Annotated in this window: 20 protein-coding genes; 8 read left to right on the top strand and 12 right to left on the bottom strand. The window is 67.9% G+C overall.

What is annotated here, in order from left to right:
• The first annotated feature begins 56 nt into the window (after positions 1-56).
• From BN972_RS11205 to BN972_RS11185, 5 genes are read left to right on the top strand one after another with little or no spacing between them, the layout of a single operon-like run.
• Positions 57-695 (top strand): TetR/AcrR family transcriptional regulator, encoded by a 639-nt coding sequence (locus tag BN972_RS11205; RefSeq protein ID WP_036357620.1) that lies wholly within the window; start codon positions 57-59, stop codon positions 693-695.
• Positions 685-1,608: an ABC transporter ATP-binding protein gene (locus BN972_RS11200; protein ID WP_036357617.1), complete on the top strand. Its 924-nt coding sequence runs from the start codon at positions 685-687 to the stop codon at positions 1,606-1,608. The genes BN972_RS11205 and BN972_RS11200 overlap by 11 nt, the downstream gene beginning before the upstream one ends.
• Complete coding sequence (locus BN972_RS11195; protein WP_036357614.1) at positions 1,605-3,242, top strand: ABC transporter permease; 1,638 nt, start codon at positions 1,605-1,607, stop codon at positions 3,240-3,242. Before BN972_RS11200 ends, BN972_RS11195 begins: the two co-directional genes overlap by 4 nt.
• Positions 3,239-3,913, top strand: coding sequence for a methyltransferase family protein (locus BN972_RS11190; RefSeq protein ID WP_036357611.1), 675 nt, complete (start codon positions 3,239-3,241; stop codon positions 3,911-3,913). The genes BN972_RS11195 and BN972_RS11190 overlap by 4 nt, the downstream gene beginning before the upstream one ends.
• 26 nt (positions 3,914-3,939) lie before the next feature.
• Complete coding sequence (locus BN972_RS11185; protein WP_036357608.1) at positions 3,940-5,619, top strand: CocE/NonD family hydrolase; 1,680 nt, start codon at positions 3,940-3,942, stop codon at positions 5,617-5,619.
• A gap of 62 nt (positions 5,620-5,681) precedes the next feature.
• On the opposite strand, the gene glgC is transcribed toward BN972_RS11185, so the two are convergent.
• Positions 5,682-6,896, bottom strand: a complete 1,215-nt coding sequence (gene glgC, locus BN972_RS11180) for a glucose-1-phosphate adenylyltransferase (RefSeq protein ID WP_036357605.1) — start codon at positions 6,894-6,896, stop codon at positions 5,682-5,684.
• Between the two features lie 96 nt (positions 6,897-6,992).
• Here glgC and glgA point away from each other — a divergent pair, with 96 nt between their 5' ends.
• Positions 6,993-8,156: a glycogen synthase gene (gene glgA / locus BN972_RS11175; RefSeq protein ID WP_036357603.1), complete on the top strand. Its 1,164-nt coding sequence runs from the start codon at positions 6,993-6,995 to the stop codon at positions 8,154-8,156.
• A 23-nt stretch (positions 8,157-8,179) separates the two neighbouring features.
• Here the strand turns inward: glgA and BN972_RS11170 are convergent, their stop codons facing one another.
• From BN972_RS11170 to BN972_RS11140, 7 genes are all read right to left on the bottom strand, one after another.
• Positions 8,180-8,347: a DUF3117 domain-containing protein gene (locus tag BN972_RS11170; protein ID WP_003406247.1), complete on the bottom strand. Its 168-nt coding sequence runs from the start codon at positions 8,345-8,347 to the stop codon at positions 8,180-8,182.
• Positions 8,348-8,524: 177 nt separating this feature from the next.
• Entirely contained in the window at positions 8,525-9,106 is a 582-nt protein-coding gene (locus BN972_RS11165) for a DNA-3-methyladenine glycosylase I (protein ID WP_036357598.1), read from the bottom strand.
• The gene (locus BN972_RS11160) at positions 9,103-9,465 is read right to left on the bottom strand and encodes a DivIVA domain-containing protein (protein WP_036357596.1); all 363 of its coding nucleotides are present in this window, start codon (positions 9,463-9,465) and stop codon (positions 9,103-9,105) included. The genes BN972_RS11165 and BN972_RS11160 overlap by 4 nt, the downstream gene beginning before the upstream one ends.
• Before the next feature lie 37 nt (positions 9,466-9,502).
• On the bottom strand, positions 9,503-10,456 hold the full coding sequence (locus tag BN972_RS11155) for a glucosyl-3-phosphoglycerate synthase (RefSeq protein ID WP_036357593.1): 954 nt from the start codon (positions 10,454-10,456) through the stop codon (positions 9,503-9,505).
• On the bottom strand, positions 10,453-11,277 hold the full coding sequence (gene folP / locus BN972_RS11150; protein WP_099051072.1) for a dihydropteroate synthase: 825 nt from the start codon (positions 11,275-11,277) through the stop codon (positions 10,453-10,455). The genes BN972_RS11155 and folP overlap by 4 nt, the downstream gene beginning before the upstream one ends.
• 107 nt (positions 11,278-11,384) lie before the next feature.
• Complete coding sequence (fadD6, locus tag BN972_RS11145; protein WP_036357587.1) at positions 11,385-13,163, bottom strand: long-chain-acyl-CoA synthetase FadD6; 1,779 nt, start codon at positions 13,161-13,163, stop codon at positions 11,385-11,387.
• The gene (locus tag BN972_RS11140; RefSeq protein ID WP_051545373.1) at positions 13,156-13,746 is read right to left on the bottom strand and encodes a TIGR00730 family Rossman fold protein; all 591 of its coding nucleotides are present in this window, start codon (positions 13,744-13,746) and stop codon (positions 13,156-13,158) included. The genes fadD6 and BN972_RS11140 overlap by 8 nt, the downstream gene beginning before the upstream one ends.
• A gap of 71 nt (positions 13,747-13,817) precedes the next feature.
• Here BN972_RS11140 and BN972_RS11135 point away from each other — a divergent pair, with 71 nt between their 5' ends.
• Positions 13,818-15,941: an AAA family ATPase gene (locus BN972_RS11135; RefSeq protein WP_036357584.1), complete on the top strand. Its 2,124-nt coding sequence runs from the start codon at positions 13,818-13,820 to the stop codon at positions 15,939-15,941.
• Here BN972_RS11135 and dapE read toward each other — a convergent pair.
• A complete protein-coding gene (gene dapE, locus BN972_RS11130) occupies positions 15,938-17,002 on the bottom strand; it encodes a succinyl-diaminopimelate desuccinylase (RefSeq protein WP_036357581.1) in 1,065 nt (354 codons plus the stop codon). The two genes, BN972_RS11135 and dapE, sit on opposite strands and share 4 nt — an antisense overlap.
• Positions 17,003-17,094: 92 nt before the next feature.
• Between dapE and dapD the strand changes: the two genes are divergently transcribed.
• Positions 17,095-18,048, top strand: a complete 954-nt coding sequence (gene dapD / locus BN972_RS11125; RefSeq protein WP_099051071.1) for a 2,3,4,5-tetrahydropyridine-2,6-dicarboxylate N-succinyltransferase — start codon at positions 17,095-17,097, stop codon at positions 18,046-18,048.
• A 5-nt stretch (positions 18,049-18,053) separates the two neighbouring features.
• Here dapD and BN972_RS11120 read toward each other — a convergent pair whose 3' ends face one another.
• The 3 genes from BN972_RS11120 to BN972_RS11110 all read right to left on the bottom strand — a co-directional run bounded on the left by BN972_RS11120 (position 18,054) and on the right by BN972_RS11110 (position 21,703).
• Entirely contained in the window at positions 18,054-19,319 is a 1,266-nt protein-coding gene (locus tag BN972_RS11120) for an MFS transporter (RefSeq protein WP_036357578.1), read from the bottom strand.
• A gap of 169 nt (positions 19,320-19,488) precedes the next feature.
• Positions 19,489-20,898, bottom strand: coding sequence for an acyl-CoA synthetase (locus BN972_RS11115; protein WP_036357575.1), 1,410 nt, complete (start codon positions 20,896-20,898; stop codon positions 19,489-19,491).
• A 13-nt stretch (positions 20,899-20,911) separates the two neighbouring features.
• The gene (locus tag BN972_RS11110; RefSeq protein WP_051545371.1) at positions 20,912-21,703 is read right to left on the bottom strand and encodes an esterase/lipase family protein; all 792 of its coding nucleotides are present in this window, start codon (positions 21,701-21,703) and stop codon (positions 20,912-20,914) included.
• Position 21,704 lies beyond the last annotated feature (1 nt).

The following is a 21,704-nucleotide window of genomic DNA, read 5'->3' as shown; positions in this document are numbered from 1 at the left end:
CTTTTCTGACGGAGAACGCTTGACGTCGAACTGAACACCCGTTTAGTCTACTGAACATGCGTTCAGCCGACTTGACTGCGGTCGCCCGGATCCGTGATGCGGCGATCGAGCAATTCGGCGAACACGGCTTCGGTGTCGGGCTGCGAACCATCGCCGAGGCGGCCGGGGTGAGCGCCGCATTGGTCATCCACCACTTCGGTTCCAAGGACGGCCTGCGCAAAGTCTGTGACGAATACATCGCCGAAAAGATCCGCAGCGAGAAGTCCGAGACCATTCAGTCCAACGACCCGGCGACCTGGCTGGGCGCGATGGCAGAGATCGAGTCCTACGCACCGCTGATGGCGTATCTGGTCCGCAGTCTGCAATCCGGCGGTGAGCTGGCAAAGATGCTGTGGCATAGGATGATTCAGAACACCGGAGAGTACATGGCGGAGGGTGTTGCGGCCGGCACCATCAAACCGAGTCGTGATCCGCAGGCCAGGTCCCGGTACCTGGCCATCACCGGCGGTGGGGGTTTCCTGCTCTATCTGCAGATGCACGAAACCCCGACGGATGTCCGCGCGGTCCTGCGCGACTACGCACGTGACATGGTGCTGCCCGCCCTTGAGATCTATTCCGAGGGTCTCCTGACCGATCGCACCATGTACGAGGCGTTTCTCGCTAGAGAAAACCAAGGAGAGGCAGATGTCAGCTAACCACTCGGCGCCCATCGAGATTCGGGGGCTCACCAAGAACTTCGGATCCGTGCGAGCGCTCGATGGCCTCGATCTCACGGTGCGCGAAGGTGAGGTGCACGGCTTTCTGGGGCCCAACGGTGCCGGCAAATCGACGACCATCCGCATCCTGTTGGGCTTGGTGAAAGCCAACGGCGGTACCGCGCGCCTGCTGGGTGGTGACCCGTGGACCGACGCCGTTCGGTTGCACCGCGAGATCGCTTATGTGCCTGGCGATGTCACGTTGTGGCCATCGCTGACTGGCGGCGAGACCATCGACCTATTGGCCCGTATGCGAGGTGGCATCGACCCAGCGCTGCGCGCGGATCTGATCGAGCGCTTCGAATTCGATCCGCACAAGAAGGTGCGGACCTACTCCAAAGGCAACCGGCAGAAGGTCTCGTTGATCTCGGCCTTCTCCTCACGGGCCCGACTGCTGCTGCTCGACGAGCCGACCAGCGGGCTTGACCCGTTGATGGAGAACGTTTTCCAGCAATGCGTCCGCGAGGCGCGTGACCGCGGCGTGACGGTGCTGCTGTCCAGCCACATCCTGGCCGAGACCGAGGCGCTCTGTGAGCGCGTGACCATCATCGCTGCCGGCCGGACGGTCGAGAGCGGGTCGCTGGAGTCCATGCGGCACCTCAGCAGGACCTCGATCAAGGCCGAGATGATCGGCGATCCGGGCGACCTCACGCGAATCAGAGGTGTGGAGGACGTCAGTGTCGAGGGCAAAACGGTGCGCGCTCAGGTCGATAGCGAAAGCCTGGGCGAATTGATCCGGGTGCTCGGGGACGCGGGCCTGCGCAGCCTGGTGAGCCAACCGCCCTCCCTCGAGGAGCTGTTCTTGCGGCACTACAGCACCAACGGGTCGCGCGAGCAGGTGGCGACGCGATGAGCACCGCCGTCCTGGATCGCCCCACCCAACACCGCGGGCCGCAGCACAGCTCGAATTTCGTCGGCACGCTCGGTCTCCTACGGCTCTATCTGCGCCGGGATCGGATTTCATTGCCACTGTGGGTGTTACTGCTGTCGGTCCCGCTGGGCAGTGTCTACATCGGCAGCATCGAGAAGGTGTACCCCACTCAGGCCGACCGGGCCGGCTTCGCCACCTCGATCATGGCCAGCCCGGCGCAGCGCGCGCTCTATGGCCAGATCTACAACGACAGCCTTGGCGCCGTGGGCATTTGGAAAGCCGGGATGTTCCATGTGCTCATCGCGGTTGCGGTCATTCTCACCGTCATCCGGCATACCCGCGCCGACGAGGAGAGCGGCCGGGCCGAACTGATCGACTCGACCGCGGTAGGGCGTTACGCCAGCCTCACCGCGGCGCTGTTGTTGTCCTTCGGAGCGTCGCTGCTGACCGGCCTCATCGGCGCCGCCGGGTTGCTCGCCACTTCCGTCCCGGTGGACGGCTCCGTGGCCTTTTGCGCGGCTTTGGCCGCGTCCGGGTTGGTGTTCACGGCGGTGGCGGCGGTGGCTGCGCAGCTGTCCCCGAGCGCCCGGGTCGCGCGCGGCGTGGCGTTCGCTGTCCTGGGCATTGCATTTACCTTGCGGGCCGCGGGTGACGCGAGTTCTGGTGGATTGTCCTGGTTTTCGCCCCTGGGGTGGTCGCTGCAGGTTCGCCCGTTTGCGGGTGATCACTGGTGGGTGCTGCTACTGCACGCAGTGACCACGGTGGCGCTGACCGGCGCCGCGTACTGGCTGCTCGCCGGCCGCGATGTCGGGGCCGGCCTGATCGCCGAACGCGCAGGCCGTGGCAACGCCCCAGCCTGGCTCGGCAGCGTTTTCGCGCTGGCGTGGCGGCTGGATCGCGGCGCGGTGTTGGTGTGGACGGTGGGCCTGAGCCTGTACGGCTTGTTGATCGGCAGCGTGACGCACGGCATCGGTGATGAACTGGGCGGCGCGTCCGGGCGGGAGATCGTCGCACGCCTCGGCGGCACGGGTGCGGTAGAGCAGGGCTTCATCGCGGTGGGGTTCACCATGCTGGGCATGATCGCCGCCGCGTTCGCGATCTCCCTGTCCCTGCGGCTGCACCAGGAAGAAGCCGAGCATCGGGCCGAAACCCTGCTCGCGGGAACGGTTTCCCGCATCCGGTTGCTGGCAAGCCATTTGGTGATTGCGCTGGGAGGGTCGACGTTCGCGATCCTGCTGTCGGGGCTGGCCGCCGGGCTCGCCTACGGCGCCGCAGCCGGGGACGTCGCCGGCAAACTGCCCACTGTCCTGGGCACCGCCGCGGTGCAGCTGCCCGCGGTTTGGCTGCTGGCGGCGGTGACCGTCGCACTGTTCGGCCTGGCGCCGCGCCTCACTCCGGCGGCGTGGGCTGTGCTGGTCGGCTTCGTCGCTTTGTACCTGCTCGGTTCGCTGTCGGGCTCACCGCAGTGGCTGCTGGACCTGGAGCCGTTCACCCACACCCCGCGGGTGGGTGAGGGTGAATTCAGCGCCGTACCACTGCTTTGGCTACTGGCGCTAGACGCGGCCCTGATCACGGTGGGCGCCAAGGTTTTCCGTCGGAGGGACATGCGATCATGAATATCGGTTTGAAAGCAATCGTGTCGGGACTGGTCGGCACGGTCTTTTTCGGCATGGTCGTGTTCTACCCGGCCGGCACGCTGAGGTATTGGCAGGGCTGGGTTTTCGTGGCGATCTTCGCGGTCGCCAGCCTGGTACCCAGTGCTTACCTGGCTCGGACCAACCCGGCCGCCCTCCAACGCCGCATGCACGCCGGTCCGAGGGCCGAGACCAGGACCGTTCAGAAGTTCATCATCGTGGGCGCTTTCGCCGCATTGTTCGCCCTCATGGCGCTGAGCGCACTCGACCACCGGTTCGGCTGGTCCGCGGTACCGGCGGCGGTGACGGTGCTCGGCGATGTGATGGTCGCGGTGGGTTTGTCCATCGCCATGCTGACGATCATTCAGAACAACTACGCGGCCGCGACCGTGACGGTCGAAGCCGGCCAACCGGTGGTCTCGACCGGCCTCTACGGCTTCGTGCGGCACCCGATGTATTTCGGAAACCTGATCCTGATGTTTGGGATTCCGCTGGCGCTGGGGTCCTATTGGGGTCTGGTGGTGTTCGTCCCCGCAGTGCTGGTTCTGGTGTTCCGCATCCTCGACGAAGAGCGTGCTCTGGTTGCCGGGCTCAACGGCTACCGCGACTACACCCACCGTGTGCCCTACCGGTTGGTGCCGCACGTGTGGTGATCGCCACCACGCTCTAAGGTAACGGCGTGGCGCGAGACCCGTCACCTGCCCTGGACCGGCCGTGGCGTCGACCCGGCGCCCTGAGCTATGCGCGGGAGCGAATCCGCGGGATCGCCAAACCACCGGTCACCGTCACGGATCCCCCGGCGGACCTGTCCGTCGAGCGGGACGTCGAGGTGCCGACGCGCGACGGTACGGTGCTGCGCGTCAACGTGTTCCGGTCATCTGGCGGCACCGCGCTGCCGGTGATCCTCAGTATTCATCCCTATGGCAAAGACGAGCTGCCGAAGCGGCGACGCAAGAAATGGGCGTTCTCCCCGCAGTACCGGGCGTTGCGGCAGCCCGCGCCCGTGCGCTTCTCGGCGCTCACCAGCTGGGAGGCGCCCGATCCGGCCTGGTGGACGGCTCGCGGCTTCGTCGTGGTCAACGCCGACTCCCGCGGCTGCGGCCGCTCCGACGGAACAGGGAACCTGCTGTCCCGGCAGGAGGCCGAGGACACCTACGACCTGGTGCAGTGGTTGGCCGAGCAGCCGTGGAGCGACGGCCGGGTCGTCATGCTTGGAGTGTCCTATCTGGCCATCAGCCAGTACGCCGTGGCGGCGTTGCAGCCGCCGGCGCTGCGGGCGATCTGCCCGTGGGAAGGCTTCACCGACGCCTACCGGGACCTGACGTTCCCGGGCGGCGTGCGCGAATCCGGGTTCACCAGAATGTGGTCGCGCGGAGTGCGGCGACGCACTCGTCAGCAATACGACCTTGAGCAAATGCAGACCGAACACCCGCTGCGCGACGACTTCTGGCGTTCCATCGCACCAGATCTGTCGGCGATCGAGGTGCCGATGCTGGTCTGCGGCAGCTTCTCGGACAACAACTTGCACAGCCGCGGCTCGATCCGGGCATTCACCGACGGCGGCGGTAGCCATGCCCGGCTCTACACCCATCGGGGCGGCAAGTGGGCCACGTTCTACTCGGACGAAGCGCGGGACGAGCAGCTGCGATTTTTCCGCGCCGTGCTGAACGGGGCGCCCGCGGGCCGCAGCGTCCGGCTGGAGGTGCGCGAAGACCGCGACACGATTGTGGCGGTGCGCGAGGAGAGCGAGTGGCCCCTTGCCCGCACCCACTGGCGGCCCCTATATCTGGCCGGGGCAGGTCGGCTAGGCGCCGACCCACCGGGGTCGGCGGGCAGCATCACCTTCGAAACGCATTCTCGCGCAGCGGCATTCAACTGGACGGTGCCCGAGGATGTCGAGCTGAGCGGTCCCATGGCGGCCCGGCTCTGGGTGCAGCTGGACGGTTGCGAGGACGCGAATCTGTTTGTCGGCGTGGAGAAGTGGCGCAACGGGCGGTACGTCGAGTTCGAAGGGTCTTATGGTTATGGCCGCGACCGGGTGGCCACCGGGTGGCAGCGAATCCTGTTGCGTGAGCTGGACATCGAGCGGTCCAAGCCATGGGATCCGGTGCCGGCGCTGAATCGTATACAGCCCGTCAAGCCGGGCGAGGTCGTCGCGGTCGACGTGGCGCTGGGCCCGTCGGCGACGCTGTTTCGCGCCGGCGAACAACTGCGCCTGGTGGTTGCCGGCCGCTGGCTCTGGCCGCGCAACCCGTTGATCGGTCAATACCCCGCGGCCTACCCCGACCCGCCGCTCGGCCTGGTCACCCTGCGCTGGGGGCGGCGCTATAACTCGCACCTGCTGGTCCCCCAGATATAGCGCGTGCAGGTACGCGAACAGGCATGAGGCGCCGACCTCGCGGGCAGGACTCCGGAGGACCGCTAGATCCAGACGCCCTTGCCCACCGCAACCACGCCGCCGCTGCTGATGGCGAAGCGCTCCCGGTCCCGCTCCAGGTCGACGCCCACCATCTCCCCCGGGCCGACGACGACGTTCTTGTCCAAGATCGCGTGCCGCACCACGGCACCGCGGCCGACCCGCGCGCCGGGCATGATCACGCTGCCCTCCACGATCGCGCCGTCGTCGACCACGACGTTGGATGACAGCACCGAATTGCGCACCGAAGCGGCCGAAATAATGCTGCCGGCGCCCACCACGGACTCCTGTGCCGAACCGCCGTTGACGAACTTCGCCGGCGCCAGGTTCTCCGACTCCCCGCGGATCGGCCAGCGCTTGTTGTACAGATTGAACACCGGGTGCACCGAGACCAGGTCCATGTGGGCGTCGTAGAACGCGTCCAGGGTCCCGACGTCCCGCCAGTAGGCCCGGTCGCGGTCGGTGGCGCCGGGCACCTCGTTGTCACTGAAGTCGTAGACGGCGGCCATCCCATCGGCGACGAGCCTGGGAATGATGTCCCCGCCCATGTCGTGATCCGAGTGGTCGTCGTCTGCGTCGGCACGGATCGCGTCGATCAGAACCTTGGTGGTGAAGATGTAGTTGCCCATCGACACGAAGGTGGCGGCGGGGTCATCGGGGGTCCCGGGCGGGTCGAGCGGCTTCTCGACGAAATTGTGGATCCGGCCGGATTCGTCGGCGTCGATGCAGCCGAAGGCGGTCGCCTCGGACCGCGGCACCCGGATTCCCGCCACCGTTGCCCCGGCGCCGCTGTCGATGTGGAACCGCACCATCTGCTCGGGATCCATCCGATACACGTGGTCGGCACCGAAAACCACTATGTAGTCGGGGTCTTCGTCGTAGATCAGGTTGAGCGACTGGTAGATGGCGTCCGCGGAACCGGTGTACCAGCGCGGGCCGAGGCGCTGCTGGGCGGGCACCGGGGTGATGTACTCACCGGCCAGGCCTGACAACCGCCAGTTCTGAGAGATGTGGCGGTCCAGCGAGTGCGACTTGTACTGGGTGAGAACACAAATCCGCAGATAGCGGGCGTTGACGAGGTTGGACAGCACGAAGTCGATCAACCGGTACGCGCCGCCGAAGGGAACCGCGGGCTTGGCCCGGTCGGCCGTCAACGGATAAAGCCGCTTGCCCTCGCCACCGGCCAGGACAATGCCCAGCACATGTGGCGCTTCCCTCATGACGTCAAACCTATCGGCAGCCGCAAACAGCTGCCACCCGCAGCCCCCGGATCACCCGCGATGCGGGCTGCATCGTCGCCGAACTAACGTGCGGGTATGCGGGTGGCGATGATGACTCGGGAATACCCTCCGGAGGTCTACGGCGGAGCCGGTGTACACGTCACCGAACTGGTAGCCCAACTACGCAAGCTGTGTGCGGTCGACGTGCATTGCATGGGCGCCGACCGCCCGGGTGCTGTCGCGCACCAGCCCGACCCTCGGCTGCGCACCGCCAACGCGGCACTGTCGACGCTGTCGGCGGATCTGGTGATGGCCAACGCCGCGAGCGCGGCGACCGTCGTGCATTCCCACACCTGGTACACCGGCCTGGCCGGGCAGCTGGCCAAGTTGCTCTTCGGCATTCCGCATGTGCTGACCGCACACTCGCTGGAGCCGATGCGACCGTGGAAGGCGGAGCAACTTGGTGGCGGCTACCAGGTGTCCTCGTGGGTGGAGAACACCGCGGTGCTGGCCGCCGACGCCGTGATCGCCGTGAGCTCCGGCATGCGCGACGACATCCTGCGCGTCTATCCGACGCTGGATCCCAATGTGGTGCACGTGATCCGCAACGGCATCGACACCGAGGTCTGGCATCCCGCCGGCCCGGTTCGCACCGGGTCGGTGCTGGCCGAGCTCGGCGTCGACCCGCGCCGGCCGGTGGTCGCCTTCGTCGGGCGAATCACCCGGCAGAAGGGCGTATCCCACCTGGTGGCAGCCGCGCACCACTTCAGTCCGGACATCCAGCTGGTCTTGTGCGCGGGCGCACCCGACACCCCCGAGATCGCCGAGGAGGTGCGGTCCGCGGTGGCGGGGCTGGCGCGCACCCGCACCGGCGTATTCTGGGTGCGCGACATGCTGCCGATCGGCAAGTTGCGTGAAATACTTTCGGCCGCAACGGTATTCGTATGCCCGTCGGTGTACGAGCCGCTGGGTATCGTCAACCTTGAGGCGATGGCCTGCGCGACGGCGGTGGTGGCTTCCGACGTCGGCGGCATCCCCGAGGTGGTCGCCGACGGCGTCACCGGCTCACTGGTGCACTACGACGCGGACTTCCCCGACGCCTATGAGGCCAGGCTGGCCGAGGCGGTCAATGCCTTGGTCGCCGATCCCGCACGGGCACAGCAATACGGCCACGCCGGACGTCAGCGTTGTATCGAGGAGTTCTCCTGGGCGCACATCGCCGAGCAGACGCTGGACATCTATCGGAAAGTGTGCGCGTAACGCCGTCCGATGGCCGGGTGGAACTAGCTGGTGACGCCCTTGAGCTCGTCGCCCAGCGCGGCGGCTTCGTCGGGCGTCAGCTCGACGACGAGGCGGCCACCACCTTCGAGTGGTACCCGCATTACGATGCCGCGCCCCTCCTTGGTTGCTTCTAGTGGACCGTCGCCGGTCCGGGGCTTCATCGCCGCCATCGACTGCTCCCTCCAGATTCGAGCTGGCCCGCGCCTGCGGACCTGGTCGGCGCCGAGCATGCCCCGCCAGCGGATTCCCAGCCATACCCGACATTGAACTGCCAAATCACGCCTCTATTGTTCCCTATCCGGGTTAGCAGGTGCACAAAGACCCGCTTCTGGGGCGATTCGGGCCACTCAACGAACTGCCGGCTGCACCCAGCAGCCGCTGATGTGGTCGTCGACCATGCCGGTGGCCTGCATCAACGCGTAGGCGGTGGTTGGCCCTACGAACCGGAATCCGCGCCGTTTGAGCTCACGTGCCATGGCTTTCGATTCCGCACTCGCCGAGGGGATTTCGGACAGGTCAGCGAACCTGGGCCGCGGTGACGGCGCGAAGGACCACAGCAGGTCGGACAGGTCTTGCGGTGATCCGAGCTCGGCGGCGGCGCGTGCGTTGGCAATCGTCGCCTCGATCTTGGCCCGGTTGCGCACGATGCCGGGATCGGCCAGCAGTCGTTGCACGTCGGCGTCGGTGAAGCCGGCGACCGTCGCGATGTCGAAGTGGTGGAAAGCCTGCCGGAAGTTCTCTCGTTTCCGCAGGATGATCAGCCACGACAGGCCGCTCTGGAACGCCTCCAGACTCATCCGCTCGAACAGCGCGACCCCGTCACGGAGCGGTTGGCCCCATTCGGTGTCGTGGTAGGTGCGGTACATGTCCGCGTCGGGGCCCGGCCGGATGACCGCCCAACCGCAGCGCACCAGGCCGTCGTCGCTCATGTGGGGCCGGACCGCTCTTGCACGACGATCTCCTCGTCGGGCATCGGTGCGCTGTCGCTTCTGAGGTCAGGCCCGTTTTGGTGGGTGGCTGCCAGCTCCTCGCGCAGCCGCTCCAGCTCGGCGCCGAGGCGGGCCAGCACCCAGTCCACCTCGGTGGTGTTGTAGCCCCGGAAGACCTGGGTGAACTTGACGGCCTCGACGTCTGCGCCGGTGATGCCGAACGCGGGCAGCACCGTCGCCGTCGTGGCCCGCGGCAGTGGCGGCAACTGCTCGCCGCGGCCGAACAGCAAACTCGCCGCGCCGAACAGCACGATCGCGACCAGGATCAAAACCACCAAGTAAAGCAAGACCAACGCCACGGGGACGATCTTGCCCTACGGCACTGACACGGGGTTCTCAAGCAGGCCGGAGCACGCTCATCGGCGGCCGGTCGGCCAACGACACCGGCAAGGTGTGCTGGGTGAAACCGTCCGGGACCGGGAAGAACTGGGTGAGCCCGACACCGGAGTCCGGAATCCCGCACCGGGACAGCAAGGTGGCGATCACCTGCCGGCTCATTGCGCCCAGTTCTTCCAGCGGGCGGTTGCGATGCGCTCGCACACCCAAGTTGACCTGGGCGATCGCGTCCAGGCCCAACCGGTCGAAGGTGTCGACGAGCAGACCGATCTCCACGCCGTAACCGGGCGCGAATGGCAGGGACGTGAGCAGCTCGCGGGTGGCGGCGTACTCCCCGCCCAGCGGCTGCAGCACGCAGCCGAGCTCGGGTCGCAGCGCCGCCAGCAACGGCCGTGCCACCAGCTCGGTCACCCGGCCACCGCCGGTCGCGCCGGCACTGCCGCTCGCGTCGGCGACGTTCAATGGACGTCGGTAGAAGCCCTTGACCAGGTGAATGCCCTCGCCGGTGAGCAGCGGGCCGACCAGGTACGGCACGAACATCGGGTGCGGGTTGATCAGGTCGGAGTCGATGAATACCACGATGTCGCCGCTGGTGGCCGCCAGGGAGCGCCACAGCGCCTCACCCTTGCCCGGCCGGGTGCCGACCTCGGGCACGGCCTGCTCGCGGCTGACGACGCGTGCGCCGGCGGCGATCGCGCGGATCTCGGTGTCGTCGGTGGAGCCCGAATCGAGCACGATCAGCTCGTCGACCAGCCCGTCCACCAGCGGTGAGATGCTGTCGATGACGGAAGCGACGGTCTCTTCCTCGTTGAGGGCGGGAAGCACCACCGAAATCGTCCGGCCGGCCTTGGCCGCGACCAGTTCGCTGATTGTCCAGCGCGGCCGGTTCCAGCTGCGTTCGGCCAGCCAGGTGTGATTGATCAGATCACCGGTGAACAGTTCCGACGCCGTCATGCGAGCCCCCTCACCGTGCGCTTCGGCGGACGCATCCCCTGGATCGAGGCCACCATTTCCAGGACCCGGCGGGTCGCCGCCACCTGATGCACCCGAAACATGCGCGCGCCGGCGGCCGCCGCCAGCGCGGTCGCTGCCAGCGTTCCCTCTAGCCGTTCGGTCACGTCCACGCCAAGAGTCTCCCCGACGAAGTCCTTGTTGCTCAAAGCCATGAGCACAGGCCACCCGGTCTTAACAAGATCGTCCACGTGCCGCAACAGCAGCAGCCCGTGGAAGCTGTTCTTCCCGAAATCGTGGGCCGGATCGATCAAAACCCGCTCGCGGGCCACTCCGACCGCGACGGCCCGCTCGGCGGCGGCGGTGACCTGGCGAATCACGTCATCCACCACGCCTCGGGTAGTCGTACCGTAACTCACCCGGAACGGCCGCGTGCGCGGTAACGCTCCCCCGGTGTGAGCGCATACCAGGCCGGCGCCGAACTCGGCGGCCACTTCCTGCAGTCGTGGGTCGACCCCGCCCCAGGTGTCGTTGATGATGTCGGCGCCCGCCGCGCAGGCCAGTTCGGCCACCTCGGAGCGCCAGGTGTCGACGCTGATGAGCTGCTGGGGGTAGGCGTCGCGTAACCATTCGACGAACGGCACCAGGCGGGCGACCTCGGTTTCGCTGTCGACGTGTTCGCCGGGGCCGGCCTTGACTCCACCGATGTCGATGACGTCGGCGCCTTCGGCGACGGCTCGGTGCACCGCCTCGCGCGCGGCGCCGTCGGCGAACGTCGCCCCCCGGTCGAAGAACGAGTCCGGGGTGCGGTTGACGATCGCCATGATCAGCGCACGATCGCGCGCAACTGGGCGACCGCACAGGGTTGACTGCACGCCTCCATAGTGCCTGGATGTGCGCGGGCCCTCGAAATCGCGGTGCCCGCGGTTATTCAGCCCTGCGGTCGCTTCCCGGCGGAAACTTCCTCGGGGTACTCGTCGTAGAACGGCACGTACCCCTCCTTGCGCCCCGCCAGCACGTACAGCGGGTCTTCGACGTCCGAGCCGTACCCCTGCTTGCGCAGCTCCACCTTGCGGCTCTTGAACGTCGTCGTGTGCTCGAGCGACTCGACCAGCCGCACGAACAGCGGCAGCGCGTAGGAGGGCAGCTGGTCATAGACCGCCCGCGCCAGGGACCGGCCGTCGAACTCCTTGCCCTCGCGCAGCTTGATTGCGGCCATGCCGGCGCGCCCCCCGGTGTTGGGCACCTCGACCCCGAACACCGTGCACTCCTCGACATTGGGATCGGTCGCCACCGCCGCCTCCACCTGCGTGGTGGCCACGTTCTCGCCTTTCCAACGGAAGGTGTCGCCGAGCCGGTCGACGAACGCGGCGTGGAACATGCCCTGCGGGCTCATCACGTCACCGGTGTTGAACCAGGTGTCGCCTTCCTTGAAAGCGTTGCGCACCAGCTTCTTCTCGGTCGCCGACTTGTCGGTGTAGCCGTCGAACGGCTGCAGCCGATTGACCGGGCTGAGCAATAGACCCGGTTGGCCGGCGGGCACGCGGCGGACTCGCCCGTTCTCGTCGCGCACCGGCTCGCCGGTGTCGGGGTCGTATTCGACGTAGGCCAGCGGCATCGGCGAGATCCCGGTGCTGCGCGGCACATTGAAGATGTTGATGAACGCCGTGGTGCCCTCGCTGGCGGCGTAGAACTCGCAGACCCGGGCGATGCCGAACCGTTTGGTGAATTCTTCCCAGATGTCCGGCCGCAGCCCGTTGCCGGCGATGACGCGGACCTTGTGCTTGCGGTCGGTCGGCTTGGGCGGCTGGTTGAGCAGGTACCGGCAGACCTCGCCGATGTAGATGAACGCCGTCGCGTCGGCAGCGATCACCTCGTCCCAGAACCGCGACGCCGAAAACGACTTGCCCAGCGCCAAAGTCGCACCGGAGTTGATCACCGACGACACGGCGACGGTCAGCGCGTTGTTGTGGTAGAGCGGCAGGCAGCTGTACAGCGTGTCGGAGGACTTGAGCCGAAGTCCGATACCGCCGAAGGCCCCTAAAGCTTTGAGCCACCGGTAGTGCGTCATCACGCTGGCCTTGGGATATCCGGTGGTGCCGGAGGTGAAGATGTAGAAGGCGGTGTCCTTGGCGCGCACCGCCGAGGCCGACGACGGGTTCGTGGCCGGCGCCGTGGTCGCGAATCGCTCCAGGTCTTCGATGGTCAGCACCTCACCCGCCGACCCGCCGGATTCGCTGACCGCGCTGACCAAGTCGGATTCGGCGATAAGCACCTTGGCGTCGAGCAGTCCCAGGCTGTGTTTGAGGACGTCGCCGCGCTGGTGGTAATTGAGCATTCCGGCGATTGCGCCGCACTTGACGACGGCCAGCATGGTCAGCACCGCATTCGGAGAGTTGCGCAGCATTACGCCGACGACATCGCCTGGGCCGACGCCGCGCGCGGCCAGCACGGCGGCGTATCGGTTGGCCGTTGCGTTGGCGTCGCGGTAGGTGAGCCGCTGGTCGCCGAACTTCAGAAAGATCCGGTCGGCGTAGCGTGCGGCCCGGTCCTGGAACACCGACGCGATCGACACCTTGGACCCCGGCCTGGCAAGCAGGCCGCTTACCCCGCGCAGGATCGACGGCGCGTCGGCGATGAGGCCGGGCACTTGCGCGGCGATGTGGGTGAGCTTGACTTGGGTGCGCGCGCCGCCCTGATGATCAGACACCTGATTCCTCGATTCTCAGCCTCGTCAACCCGGGCGCGCACGCCTGCAGCGCCTCGCCGACCTTATCCACCACAACTAGCCGATCGACCGCCGCCTGGGAGATGTAGCCGCTGTCGATCAATCCGTATACCCAGGCCAGAAACCCGTCGTAATGCCCCCAGGGATCCAGCAGCACGATCGGCTTCTCGTGCACGTCCAGGTAGCCCTGGGTCCAGGCGCTCAGCAACTCGTCGAGGGTGCCGACACCGCCCGGCAACGCGATGAAGGCGTCCGCTCGCTCCTCCATCACCCGTTTACGCTCGCTCATCGTGTCGGTGACGATCAGTTCGTCGGCATCGCGGTCGGCCAGTTCGCGGTTCTGCAACATCGTGGGTATGACCCCGACGGTCCAGCCCCCGGCCGCCCGCGCCGCCGATGCCACCGCGCCCATCGCCGAGACATGCCCGCCGCCCCACACCAGCTTCCAGCCGCGCGAGGCGATGCTCGCCCCGAGCGACGCGGCAAGCTCGAGTAACTCCGGGTGCGTTGGCGAAGCGGCGCAGTACACCGCCACCGTCCACTGACCGTTGGTCTCTGCGGGCATACACCGAAAGGTAGACCAACCGCACAAGCCCTGCGCACGGCCGGGGTGAAGGTCACCATAAACTCACAACGGTGCCGATTCGTTGGAACGTCCCACAGCACGCGGCCGCCCTGGAACGGCTGGACACCGCGCTCGAGGACGCAGGCGGCGGCGTCGTCCTGGGACCCGACGGGGTCGGCAAATCCACCCTGGCCCGGCTGGCCGCCGAACGATTTTGCGAACGGCATCCCGGCACGCTGATCCGGTGGGTCATCGGCACTCCCGCCGAGCGGGTGGTGCCGTTCGGCGCCTTCGGCCATCTTGTCGACATCGCCGAGATCGGTAAGCCGGCGGCGTTGTTGCGGGCCGCGCGTGCGTCCCTGACGAGGGCCGCCGAGAAAGGCGATCTGCTGCTCGTTGTCGACGAGGCGCACGACCTCGACATCCTGTCGGCCACGCTGGTGTACCAGCTGGCGCTGACACGCACCGCCCGGATGGTCGTCACCGCTCGCGCCGACGTCGCCCCCGCCGCGATCGCGGCGTTGTGGACCGATGGCCTGCTGGAACGGATCGACGTCGAGCCGCCGGACACGGCGCGCACCGCAGCCGATGTCGACGAATTCCTGAGCCAGTTGCCCGCGCCGGCGCGCGCGGTGGTGGACTACCTGGCCATCTTGGAGCCGTTGACAGTGGCCGATCTGACCGTGCTGGCCGGTGCGGGAGCTGTCAGCCAGGCCGAGGACCTCGGCGCCGCCGAGACCCGGGTACGAGGCGGCAGCGCCACCGACCCGGTGGTCTACACCGCGCACCCGCTGTTCGGCGAACGCGCGCGGGCGGCTCTGGGTCCGGACGGCTCGCGGCAACGCCGGACCGATCTGGTCAACCTGCTCTCCCAGCACCCGTGCGAGCGATTGAGCGACCGGCTGCGGCTCGCCTCGTTGGCGCTGAATTGCGATGCGCCGCAACCGATCACCGAAGTCACCGAGGCGGCGCAGCAGGCGCTGCGACTAGGCGACTTACTGCTGGCCGAGCGGCTGGCGCGGGCGGCGGTGGATCGCTCGGGCGGCCTGGCGGCACGGCTGGTCCTCGGCCAGGCACTGGCCTGGCAGGGACGCGGCCGGGAGGCCGGGGCGGTGTTGTCGGCGGTGGATCCGGCGGGCCTGTCGGAACCCGACCTGATGGCGTGGGCGGTACCGACGGCCGCCAACCAGTTCTGGATGCTCGGCGAGCCCGAGCGGGCCACCGCTTTCCTGCAGACCACCCGCAACCGGGTCACCCAGCCTGCGGCCCGCGCGGTGCTGGACGGGCTGACCGCCACGTTCGCGATGAACTCCGGGAACGTGCAGCGCGCCATCACGTTGGCGACGTCAGTGCTGGACGGGCCGGCCGACAGTGACATGGCGGTGGCGTGGGCGGCCAGCGCCGCCGCGCTCTCGTCGGCGCGGATGGGCCGGTTGGGCGACGTTGCGCGGTTCGCCGAAACCGCTGCGGCGGCCGAGCATCCGGGACTCTTGCGATTCACCGTCGGCCTGAGCCAGATCATCGCCCTGCTGATGGCCGGCGAAGTCGGACAAGCCCAGACGTTGGCTCAGCAGTTCACCGACTTCGCCGAGCTGCAGCAGCCGGGGCGGTCCATCGGCGAGTCGTTGCTGGCATACGTATTGCTGTTCAGGGGCGAATTTGCCGCTGCCGCAGCGTTGTTGGAGCCGGCCGCGGCAGAGCTCGAACGCAGCGGCTATTCCTGGGGACCGTTCTCCCTGATGCTGTTGACGACGGCGCTGGCCCGGCAAGGTGACATACCCGGCTCGGCAAAAGCGCTGCGCCGAGCCGAAACCCGGCACGGGACCAAATCGGCGTTGTTCGCCCCGGAGCTCGGCATGGCCCGCGCCTGGACCAGGGTGACCGCGCGGGACAACACCGGCGCGATCAGCGCCGCACGCGAGGCCGCTAGAACCGCCGAGCGGGCCATGCAGTCGACCCTGGCCCTGCTGGCCTACTACGACGCGGTCCGCCTCGGCGATCTGCGCGCGGTCGACCCGCTGGCCCGGCTGGCCGCCGAAATCGATTGCAAAATCGGACATCTGGTGATCCGTCATGCCCGCGCATTGGCCGGCCGTGACGTGGCCGCCCTGAGGGCCGTTGCCGAGGAATTGGCCGCGATCGGGATGGGCGCCGCGGCAGCCGACGCGGCCGCACAGGCTGAGCGCGTCGGCTAGCCACTCAGGTAGGCGCGCAACATCTCCACCGCGGCGGTGATGTTGGCCACCGGCACCCGTTCGTCGCGCTTGTGTGCCAGGTTGGGGTCACCGGGGCCGTAGTTGAGCGCCGGAATACCCAGTGCGGCAAAGCGAGACACATCCGTCCAGCCGTACTTCGCGCGCACCTGGCCGCCGGCGGCCTCGACCAACGCCTTCGCGGGTGGCGCCGTGAGCCCGGGCAGCGCACCGGCGGCCGAGTCGGTCAACTCGATCCGCACGTCGAGTCCGTCGAGCACCTCGTGGACGTGCCGCAGCGCGGCCTGCGGTGACCGGTCCGGGGCGAACCGGAAATTGATCGTCACCGAGGCGGCGTCGGGAATGACGTTGCCCGCCACGCCGCCGTCCACCCGGACGGCCGACAACCCCTCGCGATAAACGCAGCCGTCGATGTCCACGCTGCGCGCAGTGTACGAGGAAAGCCGGTCCAGTACGGCGCCGAGTTTGTGAATAGCGTTGTCGCCCAACCAGGATCGAGCCGAATGCGCGCGAGTCCCGGCGGCGCTGACGACGACGCGCAGCGTGCCCTGGCAGCCCGCCTCGATGAACCCGGCGGTGGGCTCGCCCAGGATCGCCACGTCGGCCGCCAGCCATTCCGGCATTTCACGCTCTAGGCGGCCCAAACCATTTGCGGCCGAATCGATTTCCTCGCAGTCGTAGAACACCAGCGTCAAGTCGTGCGCCGGTTCACCCACGGTGGCGGCCAGGTGCAGAAAGACCGCGTCACCGGATTTCATGTCCGCGGTGCCGCAGCCGTACATCTGGTCGCCCTCGATCCGGCTGGGCAGATTGTCGGCCACCGGGACGGTGTCCAGGTGTCCGGCGAGCAGCACCCTAGACGGCAGGCCCAGCGCCGTACGCGCCAGCACGGCGTTGCCGTTGCGGACGATTTCGAAGCCCGTCGTTTGTGCCCGCAGCGCCGCCTCGACCTCGTCGGCGATGCGCCCTTCGTCGCGTGACTCGCTGGGGATGTCGACCAACGCCGCGGTCAGCGCGACGGGATCTCCGGATAGGTCCAGCACAAGGTCAAGCCTAGCCACCGCGAGCAGACACAGAATCGCACTGCCGCGGGCAGTGGGATGCGATTCTGTGTCTGCTCGGCGGCCAAAGTAACCTGACCGCCGTGACTGGAGCTGCAGGTATTGGCCTGGCGACCCTCGCCTCCGACGGATCTGTCCTGGACGCCTGGTTCCCTGAACCAGAACTGACCGAATCTGACACCACTGCTACCACGCGGGTGGCGTTGTCGGACCTGCCCGCCGTGCTCGGCGCGCTGGTCGGCCGCGACGACGATAGGCAGACCGAGACCATCGCCGTGCGCACCGTCATCGGTGACCTCGACGATCAGGCCACCGACCCTTACGACGCCTACCTGCGGCTGCACCTGCTCTCGCACCGGCTGGTGGCGCCGCACGGGCTGAACGCCGGCGGCTTCTTCGGGGTGCTGACCAACGTGGTCTGGACCAACCGCGGCCCGTGCGCCATCGAGGGCTTCGAGGCGGTGCGGGCGCGGATGCGCCGCCACGGTCCGGTGACGGTGTACGGCGTCGACAAATTCCCGCGGATGGTCGATTACGTGCTGCCGACGGGTGTGCGCATCGCCGATGCGGACCGCGTGCGTCTGGGCGCGCATCTGGCGCCGGGCACCACCGTGATGCATGAGGGCTTCGTCAACTACAACGCCGGCACTCTCGGCGCGTCCATGGTGGAGGGCCGCATCTCGGCGGGCGTGGTGGTGGGCGACGGGTCCGACGTCGGCGGCGGCGCCTCGATCATGGGCACGCTGTCCGGTGGCGGCGAACAGGTCATTTCGATCGGCAAGCGCTGCCTGCTGGGCGCCAACGCCGGGCTGGGCATCTCCCTGGGCGACGACTGCGTGGTCGAGGCCGGCCTGTATGTCACGGCCGGGACCAAGGTCGCGCTGCCCGACGGCACCTCGGTCAAGGCCCGCGAGCTATCCGGTAGCAACAACCTGCTGTTTCGCCGCAACTCGCTGACCGGGGCGGTCGAGGTGGTGTCCCGCGACGGTCAAGGCATCGCGCTCAACGAGGAACTGCACGCCAACTAGCGAAATTAGAGATCGGCGATCGCCGTCGCGCCGGTCTCGGGCAGCAGGTAGGTGCACACCAAACTGGTCCCGACCAGCCCCGCCAGCAGCAGCCCCACCGACCAGCTGCCATAGGCGGCCAGCAGCGTCCCGGCGATGAGCGGCGGGACAGCACCCCCGGCGATGCCACCGAAGTTCACCGCCAGCGCCGAAGCGGTGTAGCGGTAGCGGGTGGCGAACAGCTCCGGGATGAACGACGCGGTGGGTCCCGAGCTGATGCCGACGATGGCGTAGACGCCGATGATCGCCACGGCATAGCCGGTCGGACTGCCGGTCCCGATCAGCGGCATCACTACCAGCGACCACGGCAGGCACGCTCCGAACCCGATCAGCATGATGCGGCGCCGGCCGTACCGGTCCGACAGGATCGCCGAGACCGCGACGGAAGCCATGCTCGCGATACCGCCCAGCACCCCGATGGACAGGATCAGACAGCGCGAGTAGCCGAGATGGTGCAGGGCGTAGCTGGGCAGAAAAGTGCTGGCCATGTACACCATCCCGAACGCCGTCAGGACCGTGCCGGCGGCCAGGGCGACTTGGCGGCGCTGCAGCCGCAGCACCTCCGACACCGGTGCGTCGGGCACCAGGTTGCGGGCCTTCTCCGCCGCGAACACCGGGGTCTCTTCGATGTTGAGCCGCACATACAGGGCGATGAAGATCATCGCCGCGCTGATCAAGAACGGGACCCGCCAGCCCCATTCCACGAACGCCGGGCTGTTCTCGCCGATGGTGTAGTCCACCGCGAGGAAGGTGAGACTGGCGAGCACGGTCGCGCTGCCGCCGCCGATCAGGGTGAACATGCCGTAGCGTCCCCGCTTGTCCGGCGGCGCGTACTCGGCGCTCAGCAACGCCGACCCGGCCCACTCGCCGCCGACGGCGAATCCCTGCAGCAGCCGCAGGGTGGTCAGGATCAACGGCGCGGCGACGCCGATGGCGGCCGTGCTGGGCACCAGCCCCACCGCCACCGTGGAGCAGGCCATGATCAGCAGGGTGGCAATCAGGGTCTTCTTACGGCCCAACCGGTCCCCGTAGTAGCCGAACACCGCAGCGCCCAGCGGGCGGGACAGAAAGGCCGCGGCGAACGTCCCCATGGAAGCGATGGTGGCTACCGTCGCGCTCAGATGCGGGAAGAACACGACCGGGAAAACCAAGGCCGCGGCGGTGCCGTAGATCAGGAAGTCGTAGTACTCGATCGCCGACCCGACATAGCAGGCCACCGCGATGCGTCTCATCGATGTGCCCCTGGGAGCGGGCGCAACCGTCAGCACGGTGACTCCCGGACAGCATTCCCCCGTCGATACACCCTGACGACGTTAAGTGACGCCGCGCCGTCCTGCCCGTCGAAGAACCTGCCAACATGCTGCGAGTCCGGTAACGAATACGCTACGGCCGGTGCGGGTCTCAGAATTCAGACAATAGTTGCTTCTTGAGCACCTTGCCCAACGCGTTGCGCGGCAGCGAATCCACAACCCGCACCTCGCGCGGACGTTTGTGCACCGAAAGTTGTTCGGCGACATACTGGATGAGTTCCTCGGACTTTGTCCCGGGCGAGCCGACGACGTACGCAACGATCCGCTGGCCGAGATCGTCGTCGGGCACCCCCACCACCGCCGCCTCGGTGACGTCCGGATGACCGAGCAGCACGGTCTCGATTTCGCCTGCGCCGATGCGGTATCCGCCCGATTTGATCAGATCGACGGATTCGCGTCCCACGATGCGGTGCATGCCGCCGCTGTCGATGACGGCGACGTCTCCGGTCCGGTACCAGCCGTCCGGCGTGAACGCCTCGGCGGTGGCCTCGGGCCGGTTCAGATAGCCGTCGAACAGTGTCGGACCCCGAACATGAAGACGCCCAACGGTTTCCCCGTCATGGACAGCAAGCTGCCCGTGGTCGTCGACCAGCCGGGTCTGCACACCCGCCAACGGCAGACCGACCCAGCCCGGGCGGCGTTCACCGTCGGCGCGAGTGGACACCGTGATCAGCGACTCCGAGGCGCCGTAGCGCTCGATGGGTCGGTGCCCGGTCAGTTGCTCCAGCCCCTCGAACACCGGCACCGGCAGCGCCGCACTGCCCGAGACCAACAGCCGCGCCGGTTTGAGCGCTTCGGCCGCGGCCCGGTCGGCCACCACGCGCGACCACACCGTCGGGACGCCGAAGTACAGGGTGCCCTTTGCGGCCGCGTATCCGGCTGGCGTGGGTTTCCCGGTGTGCACGAAGCGATTTCCCACTCGCAACGACCCGAGCAGACCCAACACCAGCCCATGGATGTGATACAGCGGTAGGCCGTGCACCAGTACGTCGTCGGGCGTCCATTGCCAGGCTTGCGCCAACGCATCCAGGTCCGCGGCGATGGCCCGCCGGCTGACCTGCACGCCTTTGGGCAATCCCGTTGTGCCCGACGTGTATACGATCATGGCCGGGGAATCTGGCGCTGGTTCGGGATAACGATGCCAGGACCGGGCGTGTAGCCGCACCGGGATGTGCGGCAGGCCTTCGGGCTCGTCGGGCTCCGGCCCAAGCCAGGCCTGGGCACCCGAATCGGTGAGCATGTGGCGGCGTTCGGCGACGCCGACGTCGGCGGGTACCGGTACGACGGGGACGCCGGCGATCAGGCATCCGGTGATCGCCAGCACGGTCGATGCGGTGGGCGTCGCCAGCACCGCGACCCGCTGTGCGCCGGCCACCCGCTCGGCCACCGAAGTGGCCGCGCCGACCAGATCGCTGCGGCTCAGCGTGAAGCCGTCGATCTTGACCGCGTCGGGAATGTCGGTCTGGGTGACGACCGCGGGATTGAGCGAGGTCAGCAGCACGTCAGCGAGGGTATTACGCCGAGCGGACCGGATGCGCCACGGGCCGGGGAAACAGCGGCCGCAGCGCCGCCGGAGGCCGGAACGGCGTCCAGGTCCCCGCCGGCTGGGCCAGCCGGTCCGCGATGGCCCAGATGGTCGCCGGATGGTGGCCGTAGCCGATGTGGCTGCTCAACACCGCGATGTTCTCCGCGCGCTCCGACGACGCGTCGATGCAGGTCTGCCAGGCCACCATGCCGTCGTAGCGCGAGTAGATCGAGGTCGCCGGCACCGGTAGGGGTTCGTTCTCGATCGCCAGCGGCAGCTCGTGCCGCTCGGCGTGCAACCTCGCGAACAGGTTGAAGCTTGCGGTGGCGCGCGACTGGCCGGCGTGCTGCATCCGGTACGGGCTGCCCAGGGTGATCACCTGACGGACCGCCGCCGGATTGCGACGGGCCAACCGGCGCGCGAAGATGCCGCCGAGGCTCCAGCCGATCAGGCTGACCGGCGCGTCGTATCGGGTGTGCAGCTCGTCTAGCAACTCCGAGATGCCCGCCACCACCTTGGGCGTCGGGCCGATATTGACGCCCAGCCCCCAGCCGTGGGCCCGATATCCGAGCCGGCTCAACACCCTGCGCAGCGTGCACGTGGTGCCGTCGCCCGCGAGCAGACCTGGCAACACCAACACGGGGTGCCGATCGCCGACCGGCAGCTTGTGCTGGAGCGGCAGCACGCTGAGCAGCTGGCCGTACTCGACCACCGCCCGCGGGATGTCAGTGAGGTAGAGCCCCAGTGGGGGCGCGGCATCGGTTGTCCGGGCTGGCTCCATC

Source organism: Mycobacterium asiaticum DSM 44297 (assembly GCF_000613245.1).
GTDB lineage: Bacteria > Actinomycetota > Actinomycetes > Mycobacteriales > Mycobacteriaceae > Mycobacterium > Mycobacterium asiaticum.
Note: the sequence above shows the minus strand (reverse complement) of the source record. Positions and strands in the feature narration are given on the sequence as shown.

Bases quoted from the DNA above. Each gene is read 5' to 3' on its own strand.
- BN972_RS11190 (WP_036357611.1), top strand. From the start codon at position 3,239: ATGAATATCGGTTTGAAAGCAATCGTGTCGGGACTGGTCGGCACGGTC.
- BN972_RS11195 (WP_036357614.1), top strand. From the start codon at position 1,605: ATGAGCACCGCCGTCCTGGATCGCCCCACCCAACACCGCGGGCCGCAG.
- BN972_RS11200 (WP_036357617.1), top strand. From the start codon at position 685: ATGTCAGCTAACCACTCGGCGCCCATCGAGATTCGGGGGCTCACCAAG.
- BN972_RS11140 (WP_051545373.1), bottom strand. From the start codon at position 13,746: ATGCCCGCAGAGACCAACGGTCAGTGGACGGTGGCGGTGTACTGCGCC.
- folP (WP_099051072.1), bottom strand. From the start codon at position 11,277: ATGGCGATCGTCAACCGCACCCCGGACTCGTTCTTCGACCGGGGGGCG.
- BN972_RS11155 (WP_036357593.1), bottom strand. From the start codon at position 10,456: ATGACGGCGTCGGAACTGTTCACCGGTGATCTGATCAATCACACCTGG.
- glgC (WP_036357605.1), bottom strand. From the start codon at position 6,896: ATGAGGGAAGCGCCACATGTGCTGGGCATTGTCCTGGCCGGTGGCGAG.
- BN972_RS11120 (WP_036357578.1), bottom strand. From the start codon at position 19,319: ATGAGACGCATCGCGGTGGCCTGCTATGTCGGGTCGGCGATCGAGTAC.
- BN972_RS11110 (WP_051545371.1), bottom strand. From the start codon at position 21,703: ATGGAGCCAGCCCGGACAACCGATGCCGCGCCCCCACTGGGGCTCTAC.
- glgA (WP_036357603.1), top strand. From the start codon at position 6,993: ATGCGGGTGGCGATGATGACTCGGGAATACCCTCCGGAGGTCTACGGC.
- BN972_RS11165 (WP_036357598.1), bottom strand. From the start codon at position 9,106: ATGAGCGACGACGGCCTGGTGCGCTGCGGTTGGGCGGTCATCCGGCCG.
- BN972_RS11170 (WP_003406247.1), bottom strand. From the start codon at position 8,347: ATGGCGGCGATGAAGCCCCGGACCGGCGACGGTCCACTAGAAGCAACC.
- BN972_RS11205 (WP_036357620.1), top strand. From the start codon at position 57: ATGCGTTCAGCCGACTTGACTGCGGTCGCCCGGATCCGTGATGCGGCG.